The organism is Methylovulum miyakonense HT12, assembly GCF_000384075.1.
Taxonomy (GTDB): domain Bacteria; phylum Pseudomonadota; class Gammaproteobacteria; order Methylococcales; family Methylomonadaceae; genus Methylovulum; species Methylovulum miyakonense.
On record NZ_KB913025.1, the window covers coordinates 3,246,777 to 3,271,899 of the forward strand.

23 protein-coding genes are annotated in these 25,123 nt (G+C 48.4%); 17 read left to right on the forward strand and 6 right to left on the reverse strand.

Going from position 1 to position 25,123, the window contains the following annotated elements; translation table 11 throughout:
- Position 1: 1 nt before the first annotated feature.
- From METMI_RS0115980 to METMI_RS0116020, 8 genes are all read left to right on the forward strand, one after another.
- Entirely contained in the window at positions 2 to 1,342 is a 1,341-nt protein-coding gene (locus METMI_RS0115980) for a TolC family outer membrane protein (RefSeq protein ID WP_019867303.1), read from the forward strand.
- A 135-nt stretch (positions 1,343 to 1,477) separates the two neighbouring features.
- The gene (locus METMI_RS0115985; protein WP_019867304.1) at positions 1,478 to 1,984 is read left to right on the forward strand and encodes a hypothetical protein; all 507 of its coding nucleotides are present in this window, start codon (positions 1,478 to 1,480) and stop codon (positions 1,982 to 1,984) included.
- Between the two features lie 300 nt (positions 1,985 to 2,284).
- Positions 2,285 to 2,737: a pilin gene (locus METMI_RS0115990; RefSeq protein ID WP_019867305.1), complete on the forward strand. Its 453-nt coding sequence runs from the start codon at positions 2,285 to 2,287 to the stop codon at positions 2,735 to 2,737.
- A 112-nt stretch (positions 2,738 to 2,849) separates the two neighbouring features.
- Complete coding sequence (locus METMI_RS25610) at positions 2,850 to 3,596, forward strand: hypothetical protein (RefSeq protein WP_019867306.1); 747 nt, start codon at positions 2,850 to 2,852, stop codon at positions 3,594 to 3,596.
- Between the two features lie 334 nt (positions 3,597 to 3,930).
- Positions 3,931 to 5,370 (forward strand): cytochrome c oxidase subunit II, encoded by a 1,440-nt coding sequence (coxB, locus tag METMI_RS24350; RefSeq protein WP_019867307.1) that lies wholly within the window; start codon positions 3,931 to 3,933, stop codon positions 5,368 to 5,370.
- Positions 5,371 to 5,430: 60 nt separating this feature from the next.
- A complete protein-coding gene (ctaD, locus tag METMI_RS0116005) occupies positions 5,431 to 7,047 on the forward strand; it encodes a cytochrome c oxidase subunit I (RefSeq protein WP_019867308.1) in 1,617 nt (538 codons plus the stop codon).
- Between the two features lie 166 nt (positions 7,048 to 7,213).
- Positions 7,214 to 7,750, forward strand: coding sequence for a cytochrome c oxidase assembly protein (locus tag METMI_RS0116015; RefSeq protein ID WP_019867310.1), 537 nt, complete (start codon positions 7,214 to 7,216; stop codon positions 7,748 to 7,750).
- A gap of 18 nt (positions 7,751 to 7,768) precedes the next feature.
- Entirely contained in the window at positions 7,769 to 8,653 is an 885-nt protein-coding gene (locus METMI_RS0116020; RefSeq protein WP_019867311.1) for a cytochrome c oxidase subunit 3, read from the forward strand.
- A gap of 75 nt (positions 8,654 to 8,728) precedes the next feature.
- On the opposite strand, the gene METMI_RS0116025 is transcribed toward METMI_RS0116020, so the two are convergent.
- On the reverse strand, positions 8,729 to 8,992 hold the full coding sequence (locus tag METMI_RS0116025) for a twin transmembrane helix small protein (RefSeq protein ID WP_019867312.1): 264 nt from the start codon (positions 8,990 to 8,992) through the stop codon (positions 8,729 to 8,731).
- A 97-nt stretch (positions 8,993 to 9,089) separates the two neighbouring features.
- Here METMI_RS0116025 and METMI_RS0116030 point away from each other — a divergent pair, with 97 nt between their 5' ends.
- The 6 genes from METMI_RS0116030 (at position 9,090) to rpoH (ending at position 15,175) form a co-directional block, all read left to right on the forward strand.
- Positions 9,090 to 9,803: an SURF1 family protein gene (locus tag METMI_RS0116030; RefSeq protein WP_019867313.1), complete on the forward strand. Its 714-nt coding sequence runs from the start codon at positions 9,090 to 9,092 to the stop codon at positions 9,801 to 9,803.
- Positions 9,796 to 10,533 (forward strand): hypothetical protein, encoded by a 738-nt coding sequence (locus METMI_RS0116035; RefSeq protein ID WP_019867314.1) that lies wholly within the window; start codon positions 9,796 to 9,798, stop codon positions 10,531 to 10,533. The genes METMI_RS0116030 and METMI_RS0116035 overlap by 8 nt, the downstream gene beginning before the upstream one ends.
- A gap of 25 nt (positions 10,534 to 10,558) precedes the next feature.
- A complete protein-coding gene (ftsY, locus tag METMI_RS0116040; protein WP_019867315.1) occupies positions 10,559 to 12,520 on the forward strand; it encodes a signal recognition particle-docking protein FtsY in 1,962 nt (653 codons plus the stop codon).
- Positions 12,521 to 12,539: 19 nt separating this feature from the next.
- Positions 12,540 to 13,196, forward strand: a complete 657-nt coding sequence (gene ftsE, locus METMI_RS0116045; protein WP_019867316.1) for a cell division ATP-binding protein FtsE — start codon at positions 12,540 to 12,542, stop codon at positions 13,194 to 13,196.
- Entirely contained in the window at positions 13,197 to 14,234 is a 1,038-nt protein-coding gene (gene ftsX, locus METMI_RS0116050; protein ID WP_019867317.1) for a permease-like cell division protein FtsX, read from the forward strand. It abuts the gene before it with no gap.
- Between the two features lie 83 nt (positions 14,235 to 14,317).
- Positions 14,318 to 15,175, forward strand: coding sequence for an RNA polymerase sigma factor RpoH (gene rpoH / locus METMI_RS0116055; protein WP_019867318.1), 858 nt, complete (start codon positions 14,318 to 14,320; stop codon positions 15,173 to 15,175).
- 283 nt (positions 15,176 to 15,458) lie between these two features.
- On the opposite strand, the gene METMI_RS0116065 is transcribed toward rpoH, so the two are convergent.
- The 3 genes from METMI_RS0116065 to METMI_RS0116075 all read right to left on the reverse strand — a co-directional run bounded on the left by METMI_RS0116065 (position 15,459) and on the right by METMI_RS0116075 (position 18,233).
- Positions 15,459 to 15,698, reverse strand: a complete 240-nt coding sequence (locus METMI_RS0116065; RefSeq protein ID WP_019867320.1) for a TIGR02647 family protein — start codon at positions 15,696 to 15,698, stop codon at positions 15,459 to 15,461.
- A gap of 98 nt (positions 15,699 to 15,796) precedes the next feature.
- A complete protein-coding gene (locus METMI_RS0116070; protein ID WP_019867321.1) occupies positions 15,797 to 16,768 on the reverse strand; it encodes a 2-hydroxyacid dehydrogenase in 972 nt (323 codons plus the stop codon).
- A gap of 298 nt (positions 16,769 to 17,066) precedes the next feature.
- Positions 17,067 to 18,233 (reverse strand): aminotransferase class V-fold PLP-dependent enzyme, encoded by a 1,167-nt coding sequence (locus METMI_RS0116075; RefSeq protein WP_019867322.1) that lies wholly within the window; start codon positions 18,231 to 18,233, stop codon positions 17,067 to 17,069.
- 355 nt (positions 18,234 to 18,588) lie between these two features.
- On the opposite strand from METMI_RS0116075, the gene METMI_RS0116080 reads away from it, so the two are divergent.
- From METMI_RS0116080 to sucD, 3 genes are all read left to right on the forward strand, one after another.
- On the forward strand, positions 18,589 to 19,542 hold the full coding sequence (locus tag METMI_RS0116080; protein WP_019867323.1) for an HpcH/HpaI aldolase/citrate lyase family protein: 954 nt from the start codon (positions 18,589 to 18,591) through the stop codon (positions 19,540 to 19,542).
- Positions 19,543 to 19,617: 75 nt separating this feature from the next.
- Entirely contained in the window at positions 19,618 to 20,808 is a 1,191-nt protein-coding gene (locus METMI_RS0116085; protein WP_019867324.1) for a malate--CoA ligase subunit beta, read from the forward strand.
- 11 nt (positions 20,809 to 20,819) lie between these two features.
- Complete coding sequence (gene sucD, locus METMI_RS0116090) at positions 20,820 to 21,707, forward strand: succinate--CoA ligase subunit alpha (protein WP_019867325.1); 888 nt, start codon at positions 20,820 to 20,822, stop codon at positions 21,705 to 21,707.
- A 118-nt stretch (positions 21,708 to 21,825) separates the two neighbouring features.
- On the opposite strand, the gene METMI_RS0116095 is transcribed toward sucD, so the two are convergent.
- Together METMI_RS0116095 and clpB are read right to left on the reverse strand one after the other, a co-directional pair.
- Positions 21,826 to 22,140: a hypothetical protein gene (locus tag METMI_RS0116095; protein WP_019867326.1), complete on the reverse strand. Its 315-nt coding sequence runs from the start codon at positions 22,138 to 22,140 to the stop codon at positions 21,826 to 21,828.
- Positions 22,141 to 22,385: 245 nt separating this feature from the next.
- On the reverse strand, positions 22,386 to 24,965 hold the full coding sequence (clpB, locus tag METMI_RS0116100; protein WP_019867327.1) for an ATP-dependent chaperone ClpB: 2,580 nt from the start codon (positions 24,963 to 24,965) through the stop codon (positions 22,386 to 22,388).
- Positions 24,966 to 25,123: the final 158 nt, after the last annotated feature.

The window sequence follows — 25,123 nt, forward strand, 5'->3', positions numbered from 1 at the left end:
GATGCGTTATCAGATGATTTTACCGTTGCTGGCAACGTTGAGTTTGCCGGTGGCGGCCGATGATTTGCTTTCCCTCTATCAGCGTGCCGTGCTGGCCTCGCCTGAGTTGAACAGCAGCGAATATTCACTGGATGTGGTCAAGGCCCAGGAAGACCAGGCATTTGGCAAGTTACTGCCAGAAGTGAGCGTGGTGGGTAACTACTCATTAAACCAGTATCACCAGCAAGCTGGCGGGTTACGTCGCCCAGAACAGACAAGTAATTATCCGGGTACTCGGGCTAGTGTGAACTTGCAGCAGCCGTTATTTGATTTGCAGGCGTACTTGCTAATGAAAAGCCAGCAATCCCGTACGTCGCAATACGAAGAAAACCTGCTTGCCGCCCACCAAAAATTGATTGCCGATTTGATAGAACGCTATGTCACCGCTTTAAAGGCCAAGGATAAGAGCGAAATTATTGCGGCTGAATTGGCCTCAACCGAAAAACAACTGGCTCGTGTTGATGCCATGCACCAGCGCCAACTGGCGATGGTCACTGATTTGTATGAATTGCAAGCACGTACAGAAACGTTGCGCACCAATCTGATTGATAGCGATAACGATGCCCGGATTGCGCTGGAAAAACTGCGCGAGTTGACTGGTGATGCGGTGAGCAGTATCCAGCCAGCGCGTTTGGATAGCGTGCAATTGCCGCCGGAAGGCAATATTGACTTTTGGGTCAATCAGGCCGGGCAAATCAACCCGGAATTGCAAGGGCTTAGGCATGCGCTCGAATCCGCCCGACAAAGCATTAATGCTTATCGGGCCGGCCATTTGCCACGGATTGAATTACAGCTCAGCGGCACTTACAGTGACACCGTATATAATAACTTGACCACATCGCCTTATGATATTGGCACTGCCGCCGTCCAGGCGGTTATCCCTATCTATGAAGGCGGCATCACTAGCGCCAAAGTCAGGGAAGCCGAGGCACGCAAAAAACTGGCCGAAGCGGAGTTGGAGAAAAAATTGCGTGAACTGGAGCAAATGACACGGGCGGCGTATTTGGACATAGTGACTTCGCCCAAACGTAGCCAAGCCACAGACCGGCAATTGCAGGCCAGCGAACAATCCAGGGACGCGATGAAAAAAGGCTATGAGCTGGGCGTGGTCACAATTGTCGATTTGTTGAATGCTGAAAAACAACTGTCCGAAGCACGGAAGGCCCAGCGTGAGGCGCGTTACCGTTATTTTATGGCGCGCAGCTCCTTGTATTTCCAGACCGGCAGGCTGATTGGGGGTGAGTTGCTCAAGTTCAACCAATGGTTGGTGGCTGATGCCCGCGCCGTAAAAAAATCACGTTAGTTAGTCGGGCAGGACATAAGAAGGAATGGGGTTATCAGCCCTTTCCGTTTTGCGCCACCCTAAAAACGTCAAAACACTTATGGGCAATTGCCCACAAGTGTCAAATATATTAAATTCTTTTGATCCGCTGTAGCCATGCCACTATTAATTGAATATTTGCAGCTTTGCTGGTTTACCAACAATCCCAAAGACTTGAACCCCTCCAGGGCATTTTTTTGGAAAAATGTTTTGTTTTATGTCGTCTCAGGGATCATTGTTGAGGCCAATATCAGTGACCCTGCCGACGCCACGCTTGAAGTGGCGATGCGGACAATTGTCGCTTTAATGTTGCTGTCTACACAAATACTGGCCACTAAAAAAGCGGCGGTGTTTTATCAATTGCAGACCGCCGTTTTCATGTGCGAAAACTTTATTATGACCCTGGGTATCGGTGTCGAAATTTTTGATGCGTTTGCGCAAGGCACGGCATACGAGGAGTATCCGATTTATTTGGGGGCGGTCTTGATCCTCTGGTATTTGGCAATTATCAGTTATGTCTTCAAACGCGTGTTTGAATTTCATTATGCCAAATGTATTGTGTTGGCTTTTGTCTATTTTGGCTTGACTTACGGCGGGCCATTTTTGCTGATGGAAGTCGTTTAATAGTTTGGTAAGCGACGGCCTGACATTTTTTGTCACAATATGACCCACATCGGCAGCTAAAAACAGTTTTTTAATAACATTTTTTATCGGCCATGTGGCGGGTTAGTGGCGGGTTATATAGTTAATCGGGACAAGGTGGCTGGATAACCTAATGATTGTAGGATTGAGTTATCAAAACTCAGCTAAGGGCCAGCAAAATAACGGTTAAATGAAAAGCCTAAAGATACTGTGGCATATATAATGCTTTATTCAGCTTCGAGTTTTCTCATTTCATTTCTAACCCAATAAAGGCGATACATTATGAAAAATCAAATGCAAAAGGTACAACAAGGTTTTACCTTAATCGAGTTAATGATCGTTGTTGCGATTATCGGTATTTTGGCGGCAATTGCGATTCCGGCTTATCAGTCTTACACTGAAAGGGCAAAATTCTCAGAAGTTGTGCAATCCACTTCGGCGGCCAAGCTGGCTGTGGAAATTTGCTATTCTGACACAAGCGACATTACTCAGTGCGACGGCGGAACGAACAGCATCCTTGATGTGGCGGCAAATCAAACCGCCGATAAATACGCCGATTCAGTAACAACTGTAGACGGTGTGATTACTGCTCAATCGAAAGCTGTTTTTGCTCCAGGCAACCAAGCGTACACCTATATTTTGGTGCCTGATGTTGCAACAGATCCAAAAAAGGTTTCCTGGAACACAGCCGGAGCCAACACCGGAACATGTGCCGCAGCAGCCCTGTGTAAATAAATTTTAAACGGGTAGGTAACAGCGGATTAAATTGTTGTTATCTGTGTGAATAAAAAACCACCCTTGCGTCAGCGTGGGTGGTTTTTTTATGTATTTTAGTTGTACTGGTTTCATGAAACATTTATTTCGACTGAAAGTTGCAAGTATTCATTTTTGCGTTAGCCTGGGCTTTTTTTTGGGAATATTTTATTTGTTGAGAAACTTTTGGTTTCCAGAGCCTTATTTTGAAAATTCAGGTGGATGGCAGGGCATTAAGATTGTCGCAAGCATTGATGTGGTGTTAGGGCCGCTTCTCACGCTGATTGTCTCAAGCCCTAAAAAAAGTATGCGTGAATTAATCGGAGATATTGGAATTATTGCGGCTTTGCAAATTATTGCCCTATTATGGGGCATTTATACGCTTCATAATCAACGTCCAGTCGCAGTGGTGTTTTGGGAAGATAGTTTTTTGACGGTGCCTGCTCAGGCTCTTAGTGATCAAAATTACGGGCTGGATGATTTGAGCGCTATCAGCCACACTTGGCCCCCGCTAATTTATGCGGAAAAATCTTACAAACCTGCCGATTTAAAGAAAATGCTGGAACTTATAATTAAAGATAAGATTCCGCCCCACCATCAAACTTGGTTATATCGCCCGCTCAAAGAGCATTTTTCTGAGATAAAATCCAAACAATTAAATATTGATGAGATCATCGCCAAGCATCAGGATGTAAAAAACCAACTATCCCCAATACTGCAAAAACATCACATCAACGATATCCACGATGTGTTATATTTTCTCCTACAATCCAAATACAGTAACAGTGTGTTGATATTTGACCAGCAAGCCCGGTATCTTGGATACATCAATCCTGATTAACTATTTTTGATTAGAATGTCCTGACAATAAAAGGCTTGTGGATAACACTTATCCTCAGGCCTTTTTTGATTTAGAGCAATTCCTAGCAAGGACAACTGGTGTCTGTCAGCATCATGGGTTAAAATTACACAGTTTATTTGTGATTATTATGGCGTAAATGGAAAAAGTCGGCTTTGCCATACTTTTAGATGTTGCGAACGAAATAAAGCACACAAGAGTTTATAACTACTATCGAAGGGGCTGCTCCGTGAAAAATACAAAGCAACTATTCGCAGGTCTGATTTTAATGGCTTTAGGTCTTGGAACAGCACAGGCGGACTATACGCTCAATTTAATGAAAGGGGTCACAAAAGTCAGTCATGACGTTTATGACCTGCACATGCTGATTTTATGGATTTGTGTGCTCATTGGTGTTGGGGTGTTCGGTACCATGTTTTACTCGATTTACCATCATCGTAAATCTAAAGGACATACAGCGGCACAGTTCCATGAAAACACCACGGTTGAGATTATCTGGACCATTATCCCCACTTTAATCTTAGTGGGCATGGCCATACCGGCCACCAAGACATTAATGGAATTGGATGACGTGCAGGATTCCGAGATGTCGATCAAGGTCACAGGTTGGCAATGGAAATGGGAATACGATTATCTGGATAACGGGATTCATTTTTTCAGTAGCCTTGACGAAGCCAGCAACAAAGCCCGTCAAGTCGGTTCCGGTATAGACCCGCGTTCAGTGCCCCACTATCTGTTGAATGTGGATAAGCCATTAGTTATCCCGACCAAGAAAAAGATCCGTTTTGTTTTTACGGCTGCCGATGTGCTGCATTCTTGGTGGGTGCCTGATTTAGGTTGGAAGAAAGACGCCATCCCAGGTTTTATTAATGAATCTTGGACTTCAGTCGACAAACCCGGCACTTACCGGGGCCAATGCACCGAGTTGTGCGGTAAAGACCATGGTTTTATGCCCATTGTGGTTGTTGCCATGGACCAACCCGAATATGATGCCTGGGTTAAGAAGATTAAAGACGAAGCCCAGAAAGGGGCTGATTTAAGTGACCAAGGCCATGATGAGTTAATTTCTAAAGGTGCAGGTGTCTACGCGAAAAACTGTTCCACTTGCCATTTGCCTGATGGCAAGGGTGTCCCAGGAGCGTTCCCTGCTATAACTGGAAGTGCGGTTGTCAAAGGTGACATTAATGCCCAAACTACGCTGGTGTTAAATGGTAAAGGCGGTATGCCCGCTTTCGGCAAAATGTTGAAGGCGGACGAATTGGCCCAGGTTATCACTTATACACGTAATGCTTTGGGCAATGCGGTAGGGGATGAAATACAACCTAAAGCAATCCAAGAATTGTTACCGAACAAATCAGCGGCTCCTGCCTCCAAACCAGAAGCAAAGGCCACCGCACCTGAAAAAATCGAACCTATCGCCGATATGGCTACAGAAGCATTGGTCGCCTTGGGCAAGACCGTTTACGAAGGCAACTGTGCATCTTGCCATCAAGCGGAAGGGCAGGGTATGGCTCCGATGTTTCCGGCTTTGACGGGAAGTGCGGTGGTTAAGGGAGACATGAATGCGCAAGTGAATTTAATGTTGAACGGAAAAGGGATGATGCCTGCTTTTGGCCATACGCTGGATGCAAAAGAGTTTGCGGCTGTTGTTACATTCACCCGTAATAGTTTGGGTAATTCAGTCAAAGATGCTATACAACCATCAGCCATCCAAAAACTGCAAGCCGCTCTGCCGCCTGCACAAGACGATGAATAAGACATTGCCGATTTGACCTTATCTGTCCATACTTTTTCTACTAATATTGAGGTATAAACTATGTCCGCTGTTATAGCTGAACATGATCATCATGACGATGACCACGCCCATGGCCCGGAAAAAGGCCTGTTAAGATGGATAGTAACCACTAACCATAAAGATATTGGCACACTGTATTTAGTGTTTGCGCTGACCATGTTTTTTGTGGGTGGTGCGATGGCCATGGTTATTCGCGCCGAATTATTCGAACCTGGCCTTCAATTTGTCGAGCCACAGTTTTTTAATTCGATGACCACCATGCACGCGTTAGTCATGGTTTTTGGTGCGGTTATGCCGGGTTTTGTAGGTTTGGCTAACTGGATGATACCTATGATGATCGGTGCGCCCGATATGGCGTTGCCACGTATGAACAACATGAGTTTTTGGATGCTGGTTGCGGGGGTCTTATTGTTGGCCAGCACGTTGTTTATGGAAGGCGGGGCGCCAGCTAGTGGTTGGACGCTATATCCTCCTTTAGTGCTGCAAACCGGTAAGGCATTGCCTTTTGCCATTTTTTCCGTGCATCTTCTGGGTATTTCGTCGATTATGGGGGCTATCAATATCATTGCCACCATTTTCAATATGCGCGCACCTGGCATGACCTTAATGAAAATGCCATTATTCGTCTGGACTTGGTTGATCACCGCATTCTTGTTGATTGCGGTTATGCCCGTTTTTGCCGGCGCGGTGACCATGCTGCTGACTGACAAGTTTTTTGAAACTAGCTTCTTTAATGCCGCTGGCGGTGGTGACCCAGTGCTTTACCAGCATATTTTCTGGTTTTTCGGTCATCCTGAAGTTTACATTATGATTTTGCCAACTTTTGGCGTGGCCTCTACCATTATTCCGGTATTCGCCCGTAAGCCTTTATTTGGTTACAGCTCTATGGTTTATGCGACGGCATCCATCGCTTTCCTTTCGTTCATCGTTTGGGCGCATCACATGTTCACTGTCGGTATGCCTATTGCCGGTGAGTTGTATTTTATGTATGCAACCATGTTAATCGCCATTCCAACAGGTGTTAAAGTCTTTAACTGGACGGCGACCATGTGGAAAGGTTCTATGACATTTGAAACCCCAATGTTATTTTCCATAGCCTTCGTGGTGCTGTTTACCTTAGGCGGTTTCACCGGATTGATGATGTCTATCGCGCCATCAGACTTCCAATACCATGACACTTATTTTATCGTCGCCCATTTTCATTACACCTTGGTTCCTGCTTCTGTGTTTATCCTGATGGCTGCCGGATATTATTGGTTGCCTAAATGGACAGGGCATATGTACAACGAAAAAATAGGCCAGCTCCATTTTTGGTTGTCAGCGGTGTCTGTCAATATTTTATTTTTCCCCCAACATTTTCTGGGTTTGGCAGGTATGCCCCGCAGGATCCCTGATTATGCGGTGCAATTTGCGGATTGGAATATGATTTCCAGTATCGGTGGCTTCATTTTTGGTGCTAGCCAACTGCTATTTTTGTACATCGTGATAGACACGGTTAGGGGCGGGACTGGTGAAAAGGTAAGTGATGAAGTTTGGGAAGATGCGCACAAGCACGGCCTGGAATGGACTTTACCGTCACCTGCGCCATACCATACGTTTACCACACCACCCACAGTAATACCGACCGAGCATATTTAATTTGTTTTGCAAGGTATTAAATACTTCTTCGATACATCACCTGCCAACTAGGTGATGTATCTGGTAATAGAATGAAAACAAAAACAAAAAATTTATTGACGGCGTTATTATTGGCAGTTGTCGCGATTGCCATATATGTTTTTGCCGTGATTAAAGCGGTTTCGCAATGAACAATGACATCAAACAAAAAAATATCAAATTACTGCGCACCTTATTGTTGGTGGCGGTTGCGATGTTCGGTTTTGGTTTTGCGCTAGTCCCCCTTTATGATGTCCTGTGTGAAATCACCGGGCTGAATGGCAAAGTTGAAGGAAGCGCGGTAAAAGAGGTTGTTTATACAGTCGATAAAGATAGGGAAATTACTGTTGAATTTATGACATCATTAAACGAATCGGCACCGATGGTGTTCCGTTCGGAAATGAAAAAAATAAAAGTCCATCCGGGTGAATACTATACAGTTAATTTTTATGCTGAAAACTTGACCGATAAGATCATGGTTGCACAAGCTATCCCCAGTATTTCACCGGGGCTAGCCGCTGAATATTTTAAGAAAACCGAGTGTTTTTGTTTTACGGAACAAACTTTCAAGCCGCGGGAGGGCAGAACAATGCCTGTGCGTTTTGTGGTCAATCCTGACTTGCCTAAGCAGTACAAAACAATCACGCTTGCCTACACATTTTTTGATAATACTAAAACACAGTAGAAAGGAAAGGGGAACAACATGTCTTCACATGATACGTATTACATTCCGCATAAGGCAACTTGGCCGGTTATGGCAACCGCTGGCCTGATGATGTTCCTGGCGGGCTTTGCCAATTATTTAAACCATTCATCTATTGGTTCGCCCATGATGATGATAGGTTTCGCCATTTTCATCGTTATGTTGGCTGGCTGGTTTACGCTACAGGCGACCGAGAGCGAATCGGGGATGTATAGCACCCAAGTGGGCATATCCTTCCGTATGGGCATGATGTGGTTTATCTTTTCCGAAGTCATGTTTTTTGCCGTTTTCTTTGGTTCGCTTTGGTATACCCGTAATTTATCGGTGCCTTGGTTAGGTGGTGAGGGCATAGGCGCGGCCACTAAAGAACTGTTATGGCCTGAATTTGAAGCCCATTGGCCTACCAACGGCCCGGCAAAACTGATCAAGGGTATGCCAACCGAAGATGGCGAATTTGAGCCTATGGGCGCTTTCGGTTTGCCATTGCTTAACACCCTGATCCTATTGACTAGCGGCGTGACGTGCACTTGGGCGCATCATGGTTTGTTGGCCGGCCATCGTGAACAACTTATAAAAGGCCTGATTGCAACCGTAACGTTGGGCTTTTTGTTCGTGGCTTTCCAGGCGTTTGAATATCATGAGGCCTACACCGAAATGGGTTTGACCTTGGGTTCGGGCATTTACGGTTCAACTTTCTTTATGTTGACGGGATTCCATGGTTTCCACGTTTGTGTGGGGGCGATTATCTTAAGCGTGGTGTTGTTCCGTAGCAGTAAAGGCCATTTCAAACCAGAAAATCATTTCGCTTTTGAAGCGGCGGCTTGGTATTGGCATTTTGTTGACGTGGTTTGGTTAGGCTTGTTTGTATTCGTATACCTGATCTAAACGGTCTGGAAAAATAAAAAAAGCGTTGTCTGAGGCAACGCTTTTTTTTTGTTTAAAGGTTTCCTGGGTTATTATTTACTTAACTGCTGGTAATGTAGGTGTGGACTGCCTGATTATTTGTATTTTTGCGCCAATGCCTTCCGGTTTTAACAATCCGGTTGCCAATGCAATAACAACAAAAATAAATAACAAAATGGAAAGTGAGATGCGGACAGTCAAAGCCTTGACGATTTTTTCGGAATGTTCCCGGTCTTTGCTTTTTACTAAATTAAAGAGTGCGATGCCAAGGCTAATAATAATTAAGGCAAATGCGATAATGGCGATACTTTTAATGATCATGTGATTTATTTATGCGTGTGGAGTGTTGATATTTTCGGTTATTAAAACCTGATTGCCAAACGCTTTTTGATAAGAATACGTATCCAAGGAATAGCCTATGCCGTTTAAATTACTCCCCACCGCGGCTTATTTGCTTGTCATGTTGATATTACTGGCTTTGGGAAACTGGCAGCTTAACCGCGCAGAAGAAAAACGGCAATTTATTGGCTTGCAGGAGCGCCAAGCCAATAACGATGAGGTGATTGGCCTGTCAGCATCCTCACCTGATGATGCCCAAGGTTTTAGATATAAAAAGGTGCGCCTGACCGGATATTATGATGTGGCACATCAATTTTTGCTCGATAATCAGATTTATGCAGGCAAGGCCGGCTATTGTGTCCTGACGCCTTTTGTGCTTGAGGGTGGGCAAAAGGCCGTATTGGTTAATCGCGGTTGGTTGCCGTTGCCGGCAAAACGGACAGAATTACCCTACATAGGCATTGCCAATACACAAACCAACATTACCGGACGGATTAACCATTTTCCAAGCGTTGGCATCAAATTGGCCAATGCCGAAATACCCACCGAAAACTGGCCTTCCACGGTGCAATTAGTTGATAGCCCTGTTCTGGCTAAGAAATTGGGGTATCCTTTATTCGGTTTCCAGGTTGAACTGGATACGCAATTGCCAGATGGTTATACGCGCGATTGGCACGCCAACACCCTGATGCCGCCCGAACAGCATACGGCTTATGCGATGCAATGGTTTGGCTTGGCTTTAACTTTAACGCTGCTGTTTATTGTGTACAGCATTAAAAACTATAATGATTAATCAACAACAAAAAAATCGCCTGATCATCCTAAGCCTTTTCGGCATGACAATTATCCCGTTCCTGATTGCTTGGGGTTTGAGCAAAAACTCAGGGTTACTTATGGGCAGCGTCAATAAAGGCCAACTGATCACCCCCGTTGTCGCCACTGAGCGGGATGATTTTTTGGGTTTTGACGAATTTTCTGTGCAAAATATCGGCGAGCTCAAAGGCCATTGGCTGATCGCCAACGTCATCCCGCACGGCCAATGCGCCGCAGTGTGTTTGGAGGCCATCCTGAAAACCAAACAATTGCGTCTGATGCTCAACAAAGAATTGCCTAGGACGCGGCGTATCGTGATGATCCTTAAGGGCATTGCTCCGGATGCGGCAAAGCAGTATTGGCTGAAAGACGCGTTATTGTGGCGGTTGCGGGTTACCCAAAATAAACAGGATGACGCACTGTATACCCGGCTCTTAGGAGAGGAAAACAAGCTTGATGACGCATTAATGACCCAACTGGTCGCCCAGGACAAACCTGAAATGGCGGCGGCCTCTGATTTGATCCGGATTAAACCCAGCGCCTCTTTAGCGGAGAAATTGGCGGGCACCATGAAAAATGAAGTGCCGGAGGGCATGTTGTTTTTGATCGACCCGTTGGGTAACTTAATGATGCGATACGCGCCAGGCTTTGATCCTTATCAAGTGAAAAGCGATCTCATGCATCTATTGAAAATATCCCAGATTGGCTAATAATAAAAAAGGCATAAGAAGAATAATGTTTAGAAAAGTAACCGTGTTTAGCGTTGTCCTGGCGCTAATCGTTATTGTATTGGGCGCGTATAACCGCTTTGCTGGCGGGCTATTGGCTTGCCCTGATTGGCCGCTATGTTACGGGCAAACGTTCATTAGTGACGCCGCGCAATTGCCAACAGGTGTGGACATTGCAGCTGTCTGGAAAGGGTTGGCCTATCGTTATGCGTATGGATTGCTAAGCTTGGCCGTTTTGTTAATGTTTTTGTTGAGCTGGCGGGAAAAGGCGTACCGTTTGGCGGCGGTGACGGCCACGCTCGCTGTATTGGCTTGTATCAGTTTACAAGCCGCCCTGGATTTTTGGGTGGTCAAACTACACGCTATGCCAGTGGTTGTGGCAGGCAGTGTCCTCCTAAGCATGATCGGCTTTTGGTTATTGTTCGGACTGTACTTGCGTAGCCGTGCCCGGCTTGTTTCGCTCACCTCTTGCAGCTCAGTGGGATTTTGCCGGTTTGCCATGCTGGTTTTGTTTTTGCAAATTAGTTTGGGGACGTGGGTCAGTGCCAACCATGCCAGTTTGGTTTGCGTAGGGTTCCCACAATGTAACGGGCAATGGTTACCTGCCGCAGATTATCTCAACGCGCTGAATGTATTGGACAGCCTGTTTACCGGTTACACGGGCGATTTGGCTTATGGTCAACAAATGGCAATCAATGTTTTTCACCGTTGGGGCGCGGTGTTATGTTTCTTGCTTTTTACTTTGGTGATATGGGCTAGTTTGTCAGCCAACAAGCCCAAAGCCGTCAGGACAGCGGGCTTATGGTTAAGCCTATTGCTTTTTGCCGAAACTGCCCTGGGTATTGCGGGTTTTAAATTAGGTATGCCAGTATGGGTTGTGCTAGCCCATAATGCGGTTGCCGCGTTAATGATGCTACCACTGTTGGCGATCAGTTTTTATAGCCGCTATGGTTTCATGGCGGCGGAGCCAACAACCACAGGACATCAAGCCATAGCGGCGACCGCTCCGGCTGGCGTCACCGAAGACGTGTATACAGAACTGGCACCAGAATCCTTATTCTTACGGCTGAAAAGCCAACTGGCACGTACCCGTTCTGGCTTAGGCGGTATTCTCGCGAACCTGTCGCTAGGTTCTAAGGCTATTGATGGCGACCTGCTTGAGGAACTGGAAACCCGTTTGTTAATGGCGGACATAGGCATAACTGTCACGACCGACATTATCGGGCGGCTAACGCAGCGGTTGGAACGCCATCAGCTGAATGATGCCGCCGCCTTATCGGCGGCGTTGAAAGAAGAATTGCTCGCTATCGTGAAACCCTGTAGCGAACCATTGCGCATCCCTAAGCAAGATAAGCCGTTCGTCATTTTGGTGGTCGGTGTCAATGGGGCGGGTAAAACCACGACGATTGGCAAATTGGCTAAACGCCTACAGGCACAAGGCCATAGCGTCATGCTGGCGGCGGGCGACACGTTCCGGGCGGCGGCGGTTGAGCAGTTGCAAACCTGGGGCGAGCGTAACCATATCCATGTGGTTGCCCAGCATACCGGAGCCGATTCCGCTTCAGTCATTTACGACGGTGTGCAATCGGCACAAGCCAAAGGCATTGATGTGTTGATCGCCGATACCGCCGGGCGCTTGCATACCAAATCCAACTTGATGGATGAACTGAAAAAAGTCAAACGCATCATGGGCAAGTTGGATGAAACGGCGCCGCATGAGGTTTTACTGGTGCTGGATGCAGGCACGGGACAAAATGCCTTGTCGCAAGCGAAGTTGTTTAATGAAACCGTGGCCTTGACCGGACTGGTGTTGACCAAACTGGATGGCACGGCAAAAGGCGGGGTGATTTTTGCCCTGGCCAAGCAATCAGGCATCCCTATCCGTTTTATTGGCATCGGTGAAGGTATTGATGATTTGCAGGATTTCAATGCCGAAAATTTCGTCGATGCCCTGTTTGCTAATGATTAAGCGTTGACGGTTACCGCCTATGTTAAAGTTTGAAAATGTCAGTAAGCGTTACCTGGAAACCGGCGAAGTGTTGCGTGATGTCAGTTTTCATCTGCGGCGCGGCGAATTGGCTTTCCTGACCGGACACTCAGGTGCAGGTAAAAGCACCTTGTTAAAACTGATAGGCGTGATGGAACGTTGTAGCAAGGGGCAAATTTTTCTGGATGGGGAAAATTTAAGCCACGCCAAAGAAAAGCACATTCCTTATTTGCGCCGGAAAATGGGCTTTATCTATCAAGATTATAAGCTGTTACAAGATAGGACGGTGTTTGATAACGTGGCTTTGCCCTTAGTTATCGCAGGTTACGGGCATCACGAAATTACCCGTAAGGTGAGGGCGGTATTGGATAAAGTCGGTTTGACGGGTAAAGAAAAAAAATTCCCTTTGGCCTTGTCGGGCGGTGAACAACAACGGGTAGGCATTGCCCGTGCCGTGGTGAACAAGCCGCCGATTATCATCGCCGATGAACCTACCGGAAACCTAGACCCTGAATTGTCGGCAGAAATCATGCGTTTGTTTGAAAATTACCAGCAAGTGGGGGTGACGGTCCTGATTGCCTCACACGATATTACGCTGATAACAAAAATGAACCGCCGGGTGTTAAAGCTGGACCATGGGCAATTGGTGGCTAGTTAAATGAATAAAAATCCCAATAAAAGGCGGCAACAGACACGGGATATTAAAACGCCTAAATACGCCAAGCCCGCAAAATCTGAGAACCGCCAAAATTCCGAAGCTGGGGGTGGGGTTGCTGATAAACTTAATGCTTGGCGTGACCTGCATGCCCATGCGTTGTTTTCCAGTTTAGGGCGTTTGGTGGCTTCACCGTTCTCATCCGTGATGACTATTGCCGTGTTAGCCATTGCCATATCACTGGCGAGCGGTTTTTATCTGGTGCTTGTCAATTTCCAGCAATTGACTAACCATTTGGAGACGAGCACGCAAATTTCCCTATTCCTTAAAGAGGAAGTGTCGGATATTCGTGCCTCGAAATTGCTTGAATCCATCAAAAATAACCCTAAAGTCCAACAAGCCACCTTGATCAGCAAGGAGCAAGCCTTAGAGGAGTTTAAAACTTACAGTGGTTTTGGCTCGGCGGTTTCGGCGTTAAAAACCAATCCCCTGCCTATAGTCATTCAAGTTTTGCCAAAAAATTCCCTAACTGACAAAAATGAGCTCGAGGCGCTTCAGCATGAATTCCAGCAAAATGAAGGGGTCGATCAGGCCCAGCTGGACATGCAATGGTTGGCGCGTTTGCAATCCATTATTGCGGTGGGCGAGCGGGCGGCGGGGCTATTGAACCTGATGCTGGGCCTTGCCGTAGTGTTTATTACTGCCAACACCATCCGGCTAGAGTTGCATAGCCGGCGCGAAGAAGTGATCATCGCCAAATTGGTGGGTGCGACCCATGCTTTTATACGCCGCCCGTTTTTATACGCAGGCGCGTGGATAGGCTTTATCTCCGGTATTGTCGCTTGGTTTATTGTCACCGTGATGATGTTGATCTTGAGGTCGCCAGTGGAAACTTTGTCGTCACTTTATGGCGGGCATTTCCATTTGTTATTTTTCGGTTTTGTGGAAACCATCAAATTGATCGCCCTATCCACTGCATTAGGCGTTATTGGTTCATGGGCAGTATTGGTTTACCAACTCCAACGCACCAAACCTGAGTAAAACCGGAACTTAAAAAATCATTGGCACTCTCTTGTTGCGAGTGCTAAAATTTATCCAAGTTTTTACCCAGTGGGAGACTATCTATGAACAATGCCTTAACTTTACCCGTCAACCTGTCAGTCGGGACTTTTGATGCCTATGTGAATCTGGTCAAACAGATGCCCAAACTGACATCAGAGCAAGAGCATGAATTGGCAGTGAAATATCGGGACTATGGCGACCTGGAAGCGGCGCGCCAATTGGTTATGACCAACCTGCGCTTTGTTGTCCATGTTGCGAAAGGTTACAGCGGTTACGGCTTATCCATGCCTGATATTGTCCAAGAGGGTAACGTGGGGTTGATGAAGGCCGTTAAGCGTTTTGACCCTGATATGGGGGTGCGTCTGGTGTCTTTTGCCGTGCATTGGATTAAAGCCGAAATACACGAATACGTCATCAAAAACTGGGCTATCGTCAAAATCGCCACCACCAAGGCGCAACGCAAACTGTTTTTCAATTTGCGTAAATCAAAAGATGATTTGGGCTGGTTGTCAAATGACCAGGCCGAAGCGATTGCCAGTGACCTGGATGTCCAATTGAGCAGCGTTTACGAAATGGAAAAACGCCTGGGTAACCGTGATATGTCGTTTGACATCAGCGATGACGATGCTGACGACGATAGCTATATTGCCCCCGCCAGTTATTTACAACAACACGGTGCTGATCCAGCGATGTTGTTGGAGAATGCCGATTGGGGCGGGCACGAACATGATTTATTGCATGATGCAATGGCGACATTGGATGAGCGGAGTTTGGACATCGTTTCTAGCCGTTGGTTGGCGGATAAAAAAGCCACCTTGCATGAATTGGCGGAGCGTTATAACGTTTCAGCCGAGCGTATACGGCAATTGGAACAAAATGCCATGAAAAAGCTGAAGGCGGCAGTGGTGCTTGCAGCTTGATTTGGCTGCCTCGTTGCAGATTAAAAAAGGCTTAACGATCCCCGTTAGGCCTTTTTTGTTGGCTATGTCACCGTTAGTTGTTGAAAAAATTTTATGTTCGGCGCAAAGCCTTATTTAATGTGGATTGCGGCTTTCGCTCAAAGCCGCGTCATTTAAGGCTTCCACAATTAACGGTGACATAGCCTTTTTGTTTGGATAAGATGGGCTAAATGGTTTATCGGGATACAACTAGGCGATACGCTTCCTTCCGCCGATAACCTGCTAGCCCATCCATTCAGGAATCCTAAGCCGGATTTATCAAATGGAACAAAGTTTGCGCCATTTCGGCCGCTTCATGGCCAATGGCTGTCAGATAGCCGCCATCTTCCTGTGTCGTCAAACCTTTGGTGAATAAACGGTGCGCGGCGGCAACAGTGCCTGGTGTTGCGCTGGAGGCGTGGACTTTCAGCCCCGCTAAGGTGGTGTCCAAATTGTAAAGTGCCAATAGGTTCAGTTCTTCGATCATTTCTTGATTATAATTCATCGTTTTTCCTCGTGTGTTTTGCCAAAGCCAAAACCTGGGCATGACGCTGGCTTTGGGGGCTGATGATTATGACTGAAGCCTTCGAGATTACCAAGCCTTTATACAACACGGTCTTCCGGTTCGCTCCCGGCAAAAAACGCGGCGATATTAGCCAAGACCCTATTGCCCATTGCCACCCGTGTTTCTTCGCTGGCACTGCCCAAATGCGGCAGCAGCGTCACATTGTCGAGCTCCAAGAACCCCGGGTTAAGATGGGGCTCGTTTTCGTAGACATCTAAGCCTGCCCCGGCAATCCAGCGTTCTTTTAGCGCCTTAATCAACGCGTCGCTATCGACCACGTCGCCACGCGCGGTATTGATAAGATGGGCGGACGGGCGCATCAGTTTCAGGCGCTGTCCATTCAGCAAATGTTTGGTGGCCGCACCGCCAGGGCAATGGAGGGAAACGAAATGTGCTTCGGTCAGCAACTCCTCGAGCGATCCACAACGCACGGCTTGCAATTCCTCGACAATTGCGGGATCTGGTGCGGATGGCACATAAAACAAGATTTTCATACCAAAGCCATGATGGGCTTTACGCGCCATCGCTTGCGCAATACGCCCAAAACCAATGAGGCCTAAGGTTTTGCCTGTCACTTTTTGCCCCACCAATTGCGTGGGCCCCCAGCCTTTCCATTGCTTGTTCAGGATCAGGCGTTCCCCTTCGGCGGCGCGGCGGGCGGACATCAACAGCAGCAACATGGCAATATCCGCCGTGCAATCCGTCAAGACATGCGGCGTGTTGGTGACGACCATACCGTGTCCTTTGGCCGAGTTAATGTCAATATTGTTGTAACCCACGCCAAAATTGCCAATGACCTTAACACGCCGGTTTTCAACGCCGATAATGTCGGAGGTAATCGGGTCGGTCACCGTCGGCAATAGCGCATCGGCGGTTTGCATCGCCAGTTTCAATTCGTCCGCAGTCATCGGGATGTCGGATTCATTTAACTGCACATCGTAAAGGGCTTTCAGCTGGTTTTCGACTTCGGCGGGCCAGCGGCGGGTGACAATGATCTTGGGTTTGTTCATGGTTGGTTCTCCACGGGGATTTAATGCTTCAGGTTTGGCAGCGATTCATCATAAATGACAAACGAGCCTGAAAATTTTTGGGCAAAATACAATATTTTTCAGGGCTGTCAAATATGTAAATCGGATTTGAAAATCGGTGGGTGGCGCGCCCTAAAAAACCATCAATAAAAATGTTTAAAAAATAAGCCAGTATAAAGGCAACCTAAAATCATCTTCATACTGGCCTGATAAGCCCTAAAACGGTAATGCCGCTCCGGTCGCCAGGCTTAAGGTTTGCCCTTAAAGTCTGGTTTTAAAATTATTTCGCTGTAGCGCGATAATACTCAATCGCTGCGCCAACACCGCTACCGGCTTTAATGTCAAAACCACAATCCAACATCGCCATTTCAGTCCCGGCGATTGCGCCGAGCATGGATACGTCGTTCATGTCGCCCATGTGGCCGATACGGAAGACCTTGCCCATCACTTCGGATAAACCGCCGCCTAAGGAGATGTTGTAACGGTTAAACGCGGTGCTGATGACTTCGCGCGCATCTTTATCGGCTGGCACAACCACCGCCGTGACGGTGTTGGAATGGAAGCCTTCTTGGGCACAAGTTGTCAAGCCCCATGCGGCAACGGCGCGGCGCACGCCTTCGCCTAAACGGGCATGACGGGCGTAGATGTTGTCCAAACCTTCAGCAAACATTAAGTCCAAGGATTTGCGCAAACCGTACAATATCGGCAAATTAGGGGTGTAAGGCGTATAACCTGTGGCGTTGGTGGTGATTTGGTCTTTTAGGTCCAAAAAGCAACGTGGGTAGGTTGAGGTTTCAACCGCTTTCAAAGCTTTGGCGCTAAAGCCTAGGAACGCCCCGCCAGCAGGTAACATGAAGCCTTTTTGTGAGCCGCTGATAATCGCGTCCACGCCCCAGTCATCCATGCGGAACTCAATGCTGCCGACTGAACTGACGCCATCCACGAACAAAAAGGCCGGGTGGTTTGCCGCATCCAGGGCTTTGCGCACGCCAGCAATATCCGAAGTCACGCCCGTTGAGGTTTCGTTATGGGTGGCTAACACGGCTTTGATCTCGTGGTTGGTGTCTTCTTTTAGACGTGCTTCCAGTTTGTCCAGAGGAATGCCTTTGCCCCAGTCTTCTTGATGGATTTCCACATCAAAACCCAAACGTTTGCCCATTTCCGCCCACAAATGGGCAAATTGCCCAAAACGGTAGACTAAAACTTTATCGCCTGGGTTTAACACGTTAGTGAACGCGACTTCCCAGCCTGCCGTGCCTGTTGCCGGGAAAATAAACGCTTGCCCGGTCGTGGTGTTAAAGACCTTTTTCAAATCTTCCAAGAGTGGCGTTAACAGTTTTGGAAAAATAGGTGAACGGTGGTCTTCCATAGGGACGTGCATGGCGTTCAGCACTTCATTGGGGACGTTAGTGGGGCCTGGGATATAAAGGTGGTTACGACCAGCCATGGAATTTCCTCTTTTGTAATAGTTAAGAAAGGGATGGAATCATTGTGCAAACAAAGGCTTGCATAATTTTTGTATGCGGATGGATAGGGCGGTTGCTTTTCGCTTCCCTTAAACCAGCGTGGCTTAAGTATAGAACAGCTTGCGGTTGTTAATAAAGTCCCGGCAAAAAAACGAGCAATAATGACATAGCCACTGCCAATCAGCAACATTTGATTGGCGATTTATCGAGGTAACAATTGACTTTACGGTGTCTGAAAGTAGAATGGGCGATTTATTTGTTTCTGGGGTACGCCAGAATTATTTTTTTAAGTACTGCTGGTCAGTACGTTAACACCCAATAAGTAGGAATGTGCAGATGAGTCACACTTTATATACAGCGTCAGTCCAACGGGTACAACGCTGTGAATTGGCTGTCCCGGGTTCCAACCCTGACATGTTTGAAAAAGCAATGAAGAGTGGCGCGGATTTTATTTTTTTGGATCTTGAGGACGCGGTCGCCCCAGATGACAAATTGCGGGCCAGGAAAAATATCATCGAAGCGATTAATGATCTGGACTGGAAAGGCCACGGTGTGACGGTTTCAGTACGTATCAATGGGCTGGACACCCAATATATGGTACGTGATGTCGTCGATTTGGTCGAACAGGCGGGCGGCAAAATCGACACTATCCTGATCCCTAAGGTTGGCGTGTATGCCGACGTTTACATGGTTGAAGCCATGTTGAACCAATTGGAAATGCAGCAAGGCCTGAAAAACAAAATTGGCATTGAAGCCCTGATTGAAACGGCTTTGGGCATGGCAAACGTCGAAGACATTGCCCGCCAAGGCGCGTGCGGACGCTTGGAAGCCTTACATTTCGGTGTCGCGGACTATGCCGCCAGCAATCGTGCGCGTACCACCAACATCGGCGGTTTAAACCCGGATTACCCCGGCGACCAATGGCATGCGGCGATTAGCCGTATGACCGTGGCCTGCCGCGCTTTTGGCCTCCGTCCTATTGACGGCCCGTTTGGTGATTTTAAAGACCCCGAGGGCTTCAAAATGGCCGCCAAACGTGCGGCGGCTTTGGGGTGTGAAGGCAAATGGGCTATCCATCCCTCCCAAGTTGAATTGGCGAACGACGTTTTCACACCACCTGCGGCAGAAATTGAAAAGGCCAAGCGTATCCTGGTTGCCTTGCAAGAAGCGGCGGCACAAGGCAAAGGCGCGGCGGCATTGGATGGCCGTTTGATTGATGCGGCTTCCGAAAAAATGGCGAACAACGTCGTTAAGGCTGCCGAAGCGATTGCCGCAAAAACCAAAAATTAATTTTTTAAGAGTGACTGGGCGATAAAAATTTTTATCGCCCTACGGCCAATTAACTACACAATTAATGGAGATGCTGTGGATATTCATGAGTATCAAGCAAAAGAGATTTTAAGCGGTTATGGTGTCAAAATCGCCGAAGGCGGTTTGGCCTACAGCCCTGAAGATGCAGTGCAACGGGCACGGGAAATCGGCGGCCATGTTTGGGCGGTCAAGGCGCAAATCCATTCCGGTGCGCGTGGTAAAGCGGGCGGTATCAAAATCTGCAAAACCCACGACGAAGTCGAAGCGGCAGCGGAAGCCTTGTTGGGCAAACGCTTGGTGACCCATCAAACTGGCCCGGCGGGTAAGGTTTGCAACCGTTTGTATATCGAAGCGGGTACTGATATCGCCAAAGAAATCTATTTTTGTTTTTTGGTTGACCGTTGCGCCGAGCGTATTGTCATGGTCGGTTCCGCCCAAGGCGGAATGGACATTGAAGAATTGGCGGTGACCAACCCCGAAGCCATCACTAAAATCTACATAGAACCCGCCGTGGGCCTGCAAGATTACCAGGCGCGCGAGATGGCGTTCGCCTTAGGGCTGGATGCCGAAATCATCAGCCACGCCGTCAAAACCATCAAAGGCTGCTACCGTGCCTTGCGGGACTTGGACGCCAACATGTTGGAAATCAACCCCTTGGTGGTTACGCATAGCAATGAATTGGTCGCACTGGATGCCAAAATGGGCTTTGACGAGAACGCCCTGTTCCGCCAACTGAAAATCTCCGAATTGCGTGACAAAACCCAAGAAGACCCGCGCGAAACCGCTGCTGCCGACCGCGGCCTGAGCTATGTTGGTCTGGATGGTGACATCGGCTGCATGATTAACGGCGCGGGTTTGGCGATGGCGACCATGGACATGATCAAGCTGGCTGGCGGCGAACCTGCCAATTTTTTGGACGTAGGTGGCGGCGCGTCGGCTGAGCGTACCGAAAAAGCCTTCCGTTTGGTGCTTGCCGACAAAAATGTCAAAGCCATGCTGGTCAATATTTTTGCGGGTATCAACCGTTGTGACTGGATCGCCGAAGGCGTGGTGCAAGCAGTCAGGAAAATCGACCTGCAAGTGCCGTTGATCGTCCGGTTGTCCGGCACCAATGTCGAGGAAGGCCAACGTATCATCAGGGAAAGCGGTCTGCCCATCATTACCGCAGAAACCTTGGCGGAAGCGGCGGAAAAAGCCGTGCACGCGCGTAACGAAGTTGCCGCCAGACTCAGCACAGCGGCTTAAGGAAAATCAGAATGGCTATTTTAATTAACGAAACCACCCGCATCATCGTACAAGGATTCACTGGCAAAATTGGCAGTTTCCACGCCCAGGATATGATCAACTACGGCTCCAAAGTCGTCGGTGGCGTGACCCCAGGCAAAGGCGGACAAACGCATTTAGGTTTGCCCGTGTTCAACACCGTCAAAGAAGCCGTGGAACAAACAGGCGCGGAAGCCAGCATCGTGTTTGTGCCACCCGCGTTCGCTGCCGATTCCATCATGGAAGCCGCCGATGCCGGCATCAAATACTGTGTGTCCATCACCGATGGTATCCCGACCCAAGACATGATGACGGTCAAAAATTTCCTGCGCCGTTTCCCTATCGGACAACGTATGGTGCTGACCGGCCCCAACTGCGCCGGCACCATCAGCCCAGGCCGCTCCATGCTCGGCATTATGCCGGGCCACATTTATATGCAAGGCAACGTCGGTATCGTCGGCCGTTCCGGCACTTTAGGTTACGAAGCCGCAGACCAATTGAAACGCTTAGGGATAGGGATTTCAACTTCCGTCGGTATCGGCGGTGACCCGATCAACGGCAGTTCGCACCGCGATATTCTGGAAAAATTCGAACAAGACCCGGAAACCAAAGTGGTCGTTATGATCGGCGAAATCGGCGGCCCACAAGAAGTCGAGGCCGGCTTATGGGCTAAAGAAAACATGAGCAAACCCGTGATAGCCTACATCGCAGGCCTGACCGCCCCCGAAGGCCGCCGCATGGGCCACGCAGGCGCGATCATTTCGTCGGCTGGCGAAAGCGCTGCGGAAAAAGTGGCTATGCTTAAGGAATTGGGTGTGGTCATCAGCCCGACCCCGGCGGCGATGGGCCAGACTGTTGCGGAAGTGTTGGCGAAAATGTAACGGTTATCGGCGCAGCCACTAGCCGTATTGCACTGCGTTTTGTGATGAGGAGTAAAAACTTAGTTTTTTACTCCTTTTTATTGCCAGAATTAAATTGGGAAATAGCTAAAGGGAGGCATCAGTTTTTCATGTTTTTATAGCTTTCTTCACTTTCACGCATGATCTTACTGCCTTCTTCAATCATGCGGTTGCCTTCTTCAACTTTTATTTGGCCTTCGCGCACCAGATTATTGCCACGTTCGGTTAGTTCTTTACCGCTTTTCCAACGGTTACCTAAATGTGCCATGCCTTGGCTTTCCCGTAGCATCTGCTCATCAGAAATGATCCTGGCAGGCGTTTGCGTAGGGGCATGCGGTTCGGATGCACAAGCACTGGCCAATAAGCTCAGCAAGGTGATTGTTAACGGGTTTTTGTAGATGGAAATGTATTGCATAGGGGCTCCAAGAAGTTGATAAAGATATGAACTGTTTAATTTTATACATTCTATTGGGTTCGGCAACTTCTTCTTGATTAAACGGCCGGGCAGGGGACATTGCTAAAGCAGCAATGGCAGGATAGGTCTGAAATACTAGGGGCATCCCGGTTCCCATGCTGGAGTTTGGGAACCGGGACAAATGTTAGACCGGAGAATGGGGTTTTGCCACGCCCTTAAGTTACTGGCTGGAAGCCGTGCCAGAGTTAGGCTTTGGAAAAGACCAAATCCCCTTCATCATTGACATTCACGCTAATCACATCCCCGGCCATGAAATGCCCTGACAAAATCTCTTGGGCCAGCGGATTTTCCAGATGTTGTTGGATAGCCCGTTTCATTGGCCTTGCGCCATAAACCGGATCAAAGCCCGCTTCACCCAATAAATCCAAGGCCGCATCGCTGATGACAAAACCAATGTCACGGTCTTGCAGGCGTTGCCTCAAGAGGTCGATTTGGATGCCCGAGATGGCGCGGATTTGTTCGCGTCCCAGCGGATGGAACACCACGGCTTCGTCAATACGGTTGATGAATTCGGGGCGGAAGTATTGGCTGACTTTTTCCATCACCGCCGCTTTCATGACCGGATACAAGGCTTCGCCCGCCAATTCTTGGATCACGTCCGAACCTAAGTTGGAGGTCATGACGATGACGGTGTTACGGAAATCCACGGTGCGGCCCTGGCCGTCAGTCAAACGCCCGTCATCCAACACTTGCAACAGCACGTTGAACACATCGGGATGCGCTTTTTCTATTTCGTCCATCAGGATCACCGAATACGGTTTGCGCCGCACCAGTTCGGTCAAATAACCGCCTTCTTCGTAACCGACATAGCCCGGAGGGGCGCCGATCAGCCGTGCCACGGAATGTTTTTCCATGAATTCTGACATGTCTATGCGCACCATCGCATCGGTGGTGTCGAACAGAAATTCCGCCAAAGCCTTGCACAATTCGGTTTTACCCACACCCGTAGGGCCCAAGAACAGGAACGAGCCGTTCGGGCGGTTCGGGTCGGACAATCCGGCCCGGGAGCGGCGTATCGCGTTGCTGACCGCAATCAGGGCTTCTTGCTGGCCAACGACGCGTCGGCGTAAGGATTCTTCCATACGCAGCAATTTGTCGCGTTCGCCTTCGAGCATTTTTGAGACCGGGATACCTGTCCATTTTGACACCACTTCGGCGATTTCCTCGTCGGTGACTTTATTGCGCAATAAGGTCATTTTAGGGGCTTCGGTAGGCACAACGTGGTTCAATTGTTTTTCCAAAGCCGGAATAATGCCGTATTGCAATTCCGCTTGCTTTGCCAAATCGTTGGCGCGACGGGCTGACTCCAAGTCGGTTTTCGCTTGTTCCAGCTTTTCCTTCACCGATGCCGAGCCTTGTAGCGAGGCTTTTTCGGCTTTCCAGATTTCTTCCAAATCGGAATATTCTTTTTCCAAATCGGCGATTTCATCTTCCAAGCTTTCCAGGCGTTTTTTCGATGCGCTGTCCTTTTCTTTTTTCAGCGCGACTTGTTCGATTTTCAATTGGATCAAACGGCGGTGCAGCCTGTCCATCGCTTCCGGTTTGGAATCAATTTCCATACGGATACGGCTAGCGGCTTCGTCGATCAAATCAATGGCTTTGTCGGGTAATTGGCGGTCGGCGATATAGCGGTAAGACAAAGTGGCGGCGGCGACGATGGCGGGGTCGGTGATTTCCACGCCGTGATGCACTTCGTATTTTTCTTTCAGGCCACGCAAAATGGCGATGGTGTCCTCAACCGAAGGCTCATCGACCAAAACTTTTTGGAAACGGCGTTCAAGGGCGGCGTCTTTTTCGACATATTTGCGGTATTCGTCCAGCGTGGTCGCGCCCACGCAATGCAGTTCTCCCCGCGCCAAGGCGGGTTTGAGCATATTGCCCGCGTCCATCGCGCCTTCGGCTTTGCCTGCCCCGACCATCGTGTGCAATTCGTCGATGAACAAAATGACTTGGCCTTCTTGTTTGGCAAGGTCGTTCAACACGGCTTTCAGGCGTTCTTCAAATTCGCCACGGAATTTCGCCCCGGCAATCAACGCCGCCATGTCCAAAGCCAGGACTTGCTTGTGTTTCATACCCTCCGGCACTTCGCCGTTGACGATGCGCTGCGCCAAGCCTTCGACGATGGCGGTCTTGCCCACGCCAGGTTCGCCGATCAGCACCGGGTTATTTTTGGTACGGCGTTGCAAGACCTGGATGGTGCGGCGGATTTCGTCGTCACGGCCAATCACGGGGTCGAGCTTGCCTTTTTCGGCGCGTTCGGTCAGGTTGATGGTGTATTTGTTCAAAGCCTGGCGTTGGTCTTCGGCATTGGCATCTTGCACGGTATCGCCGCCACGCATCGCGGTGATGGCATTTTCCAATGCGGCTTTAGTCACGCCAACTCTTTTTAGCAGTTCATTAAGCACGCCTTTTTCTTCGCAAGCGGCAAGCAGGAACAACTCGCTGGAAATGAACTGGTCTTGGCGTTTTTGCGCCAGTTTGTCGGTGAGGTTCAGTAAGCGCACCGATTCGTTAGATAAGGTGACGTCACCGCCAGAACCGCTGACGGTGGCAATGCGGTCGAGCATTTTGCCCAAATCTTGACGTAATGGGGAGGTGTTGACGTTAAGTTGGGTCAGCAAAGGCTTGATGCTACCGCCTTGCTGGTCTAACAAGGCGGTCATGATATGGACGGGTTCTATAAATTGGTGATCTTTGCCTAACGCCAGGCTTTGGGCATCGGCAAGGGCAGATTGGAATTTGCTGGTTAGTTTGTCCATGCGCATAAGGTATGACCTGTGTAGAGTGTTTTAGTTGTTGTTAATATGGGGAGATTACGGGGCATTTCAAGCGGAGATGTGATGCTAGACAAAAATAATTTTTTGCTTTTTAGGTAATCGTTTGACAGTGCAAGCGCATATAAACTGGATCGGAAATGTGCTGT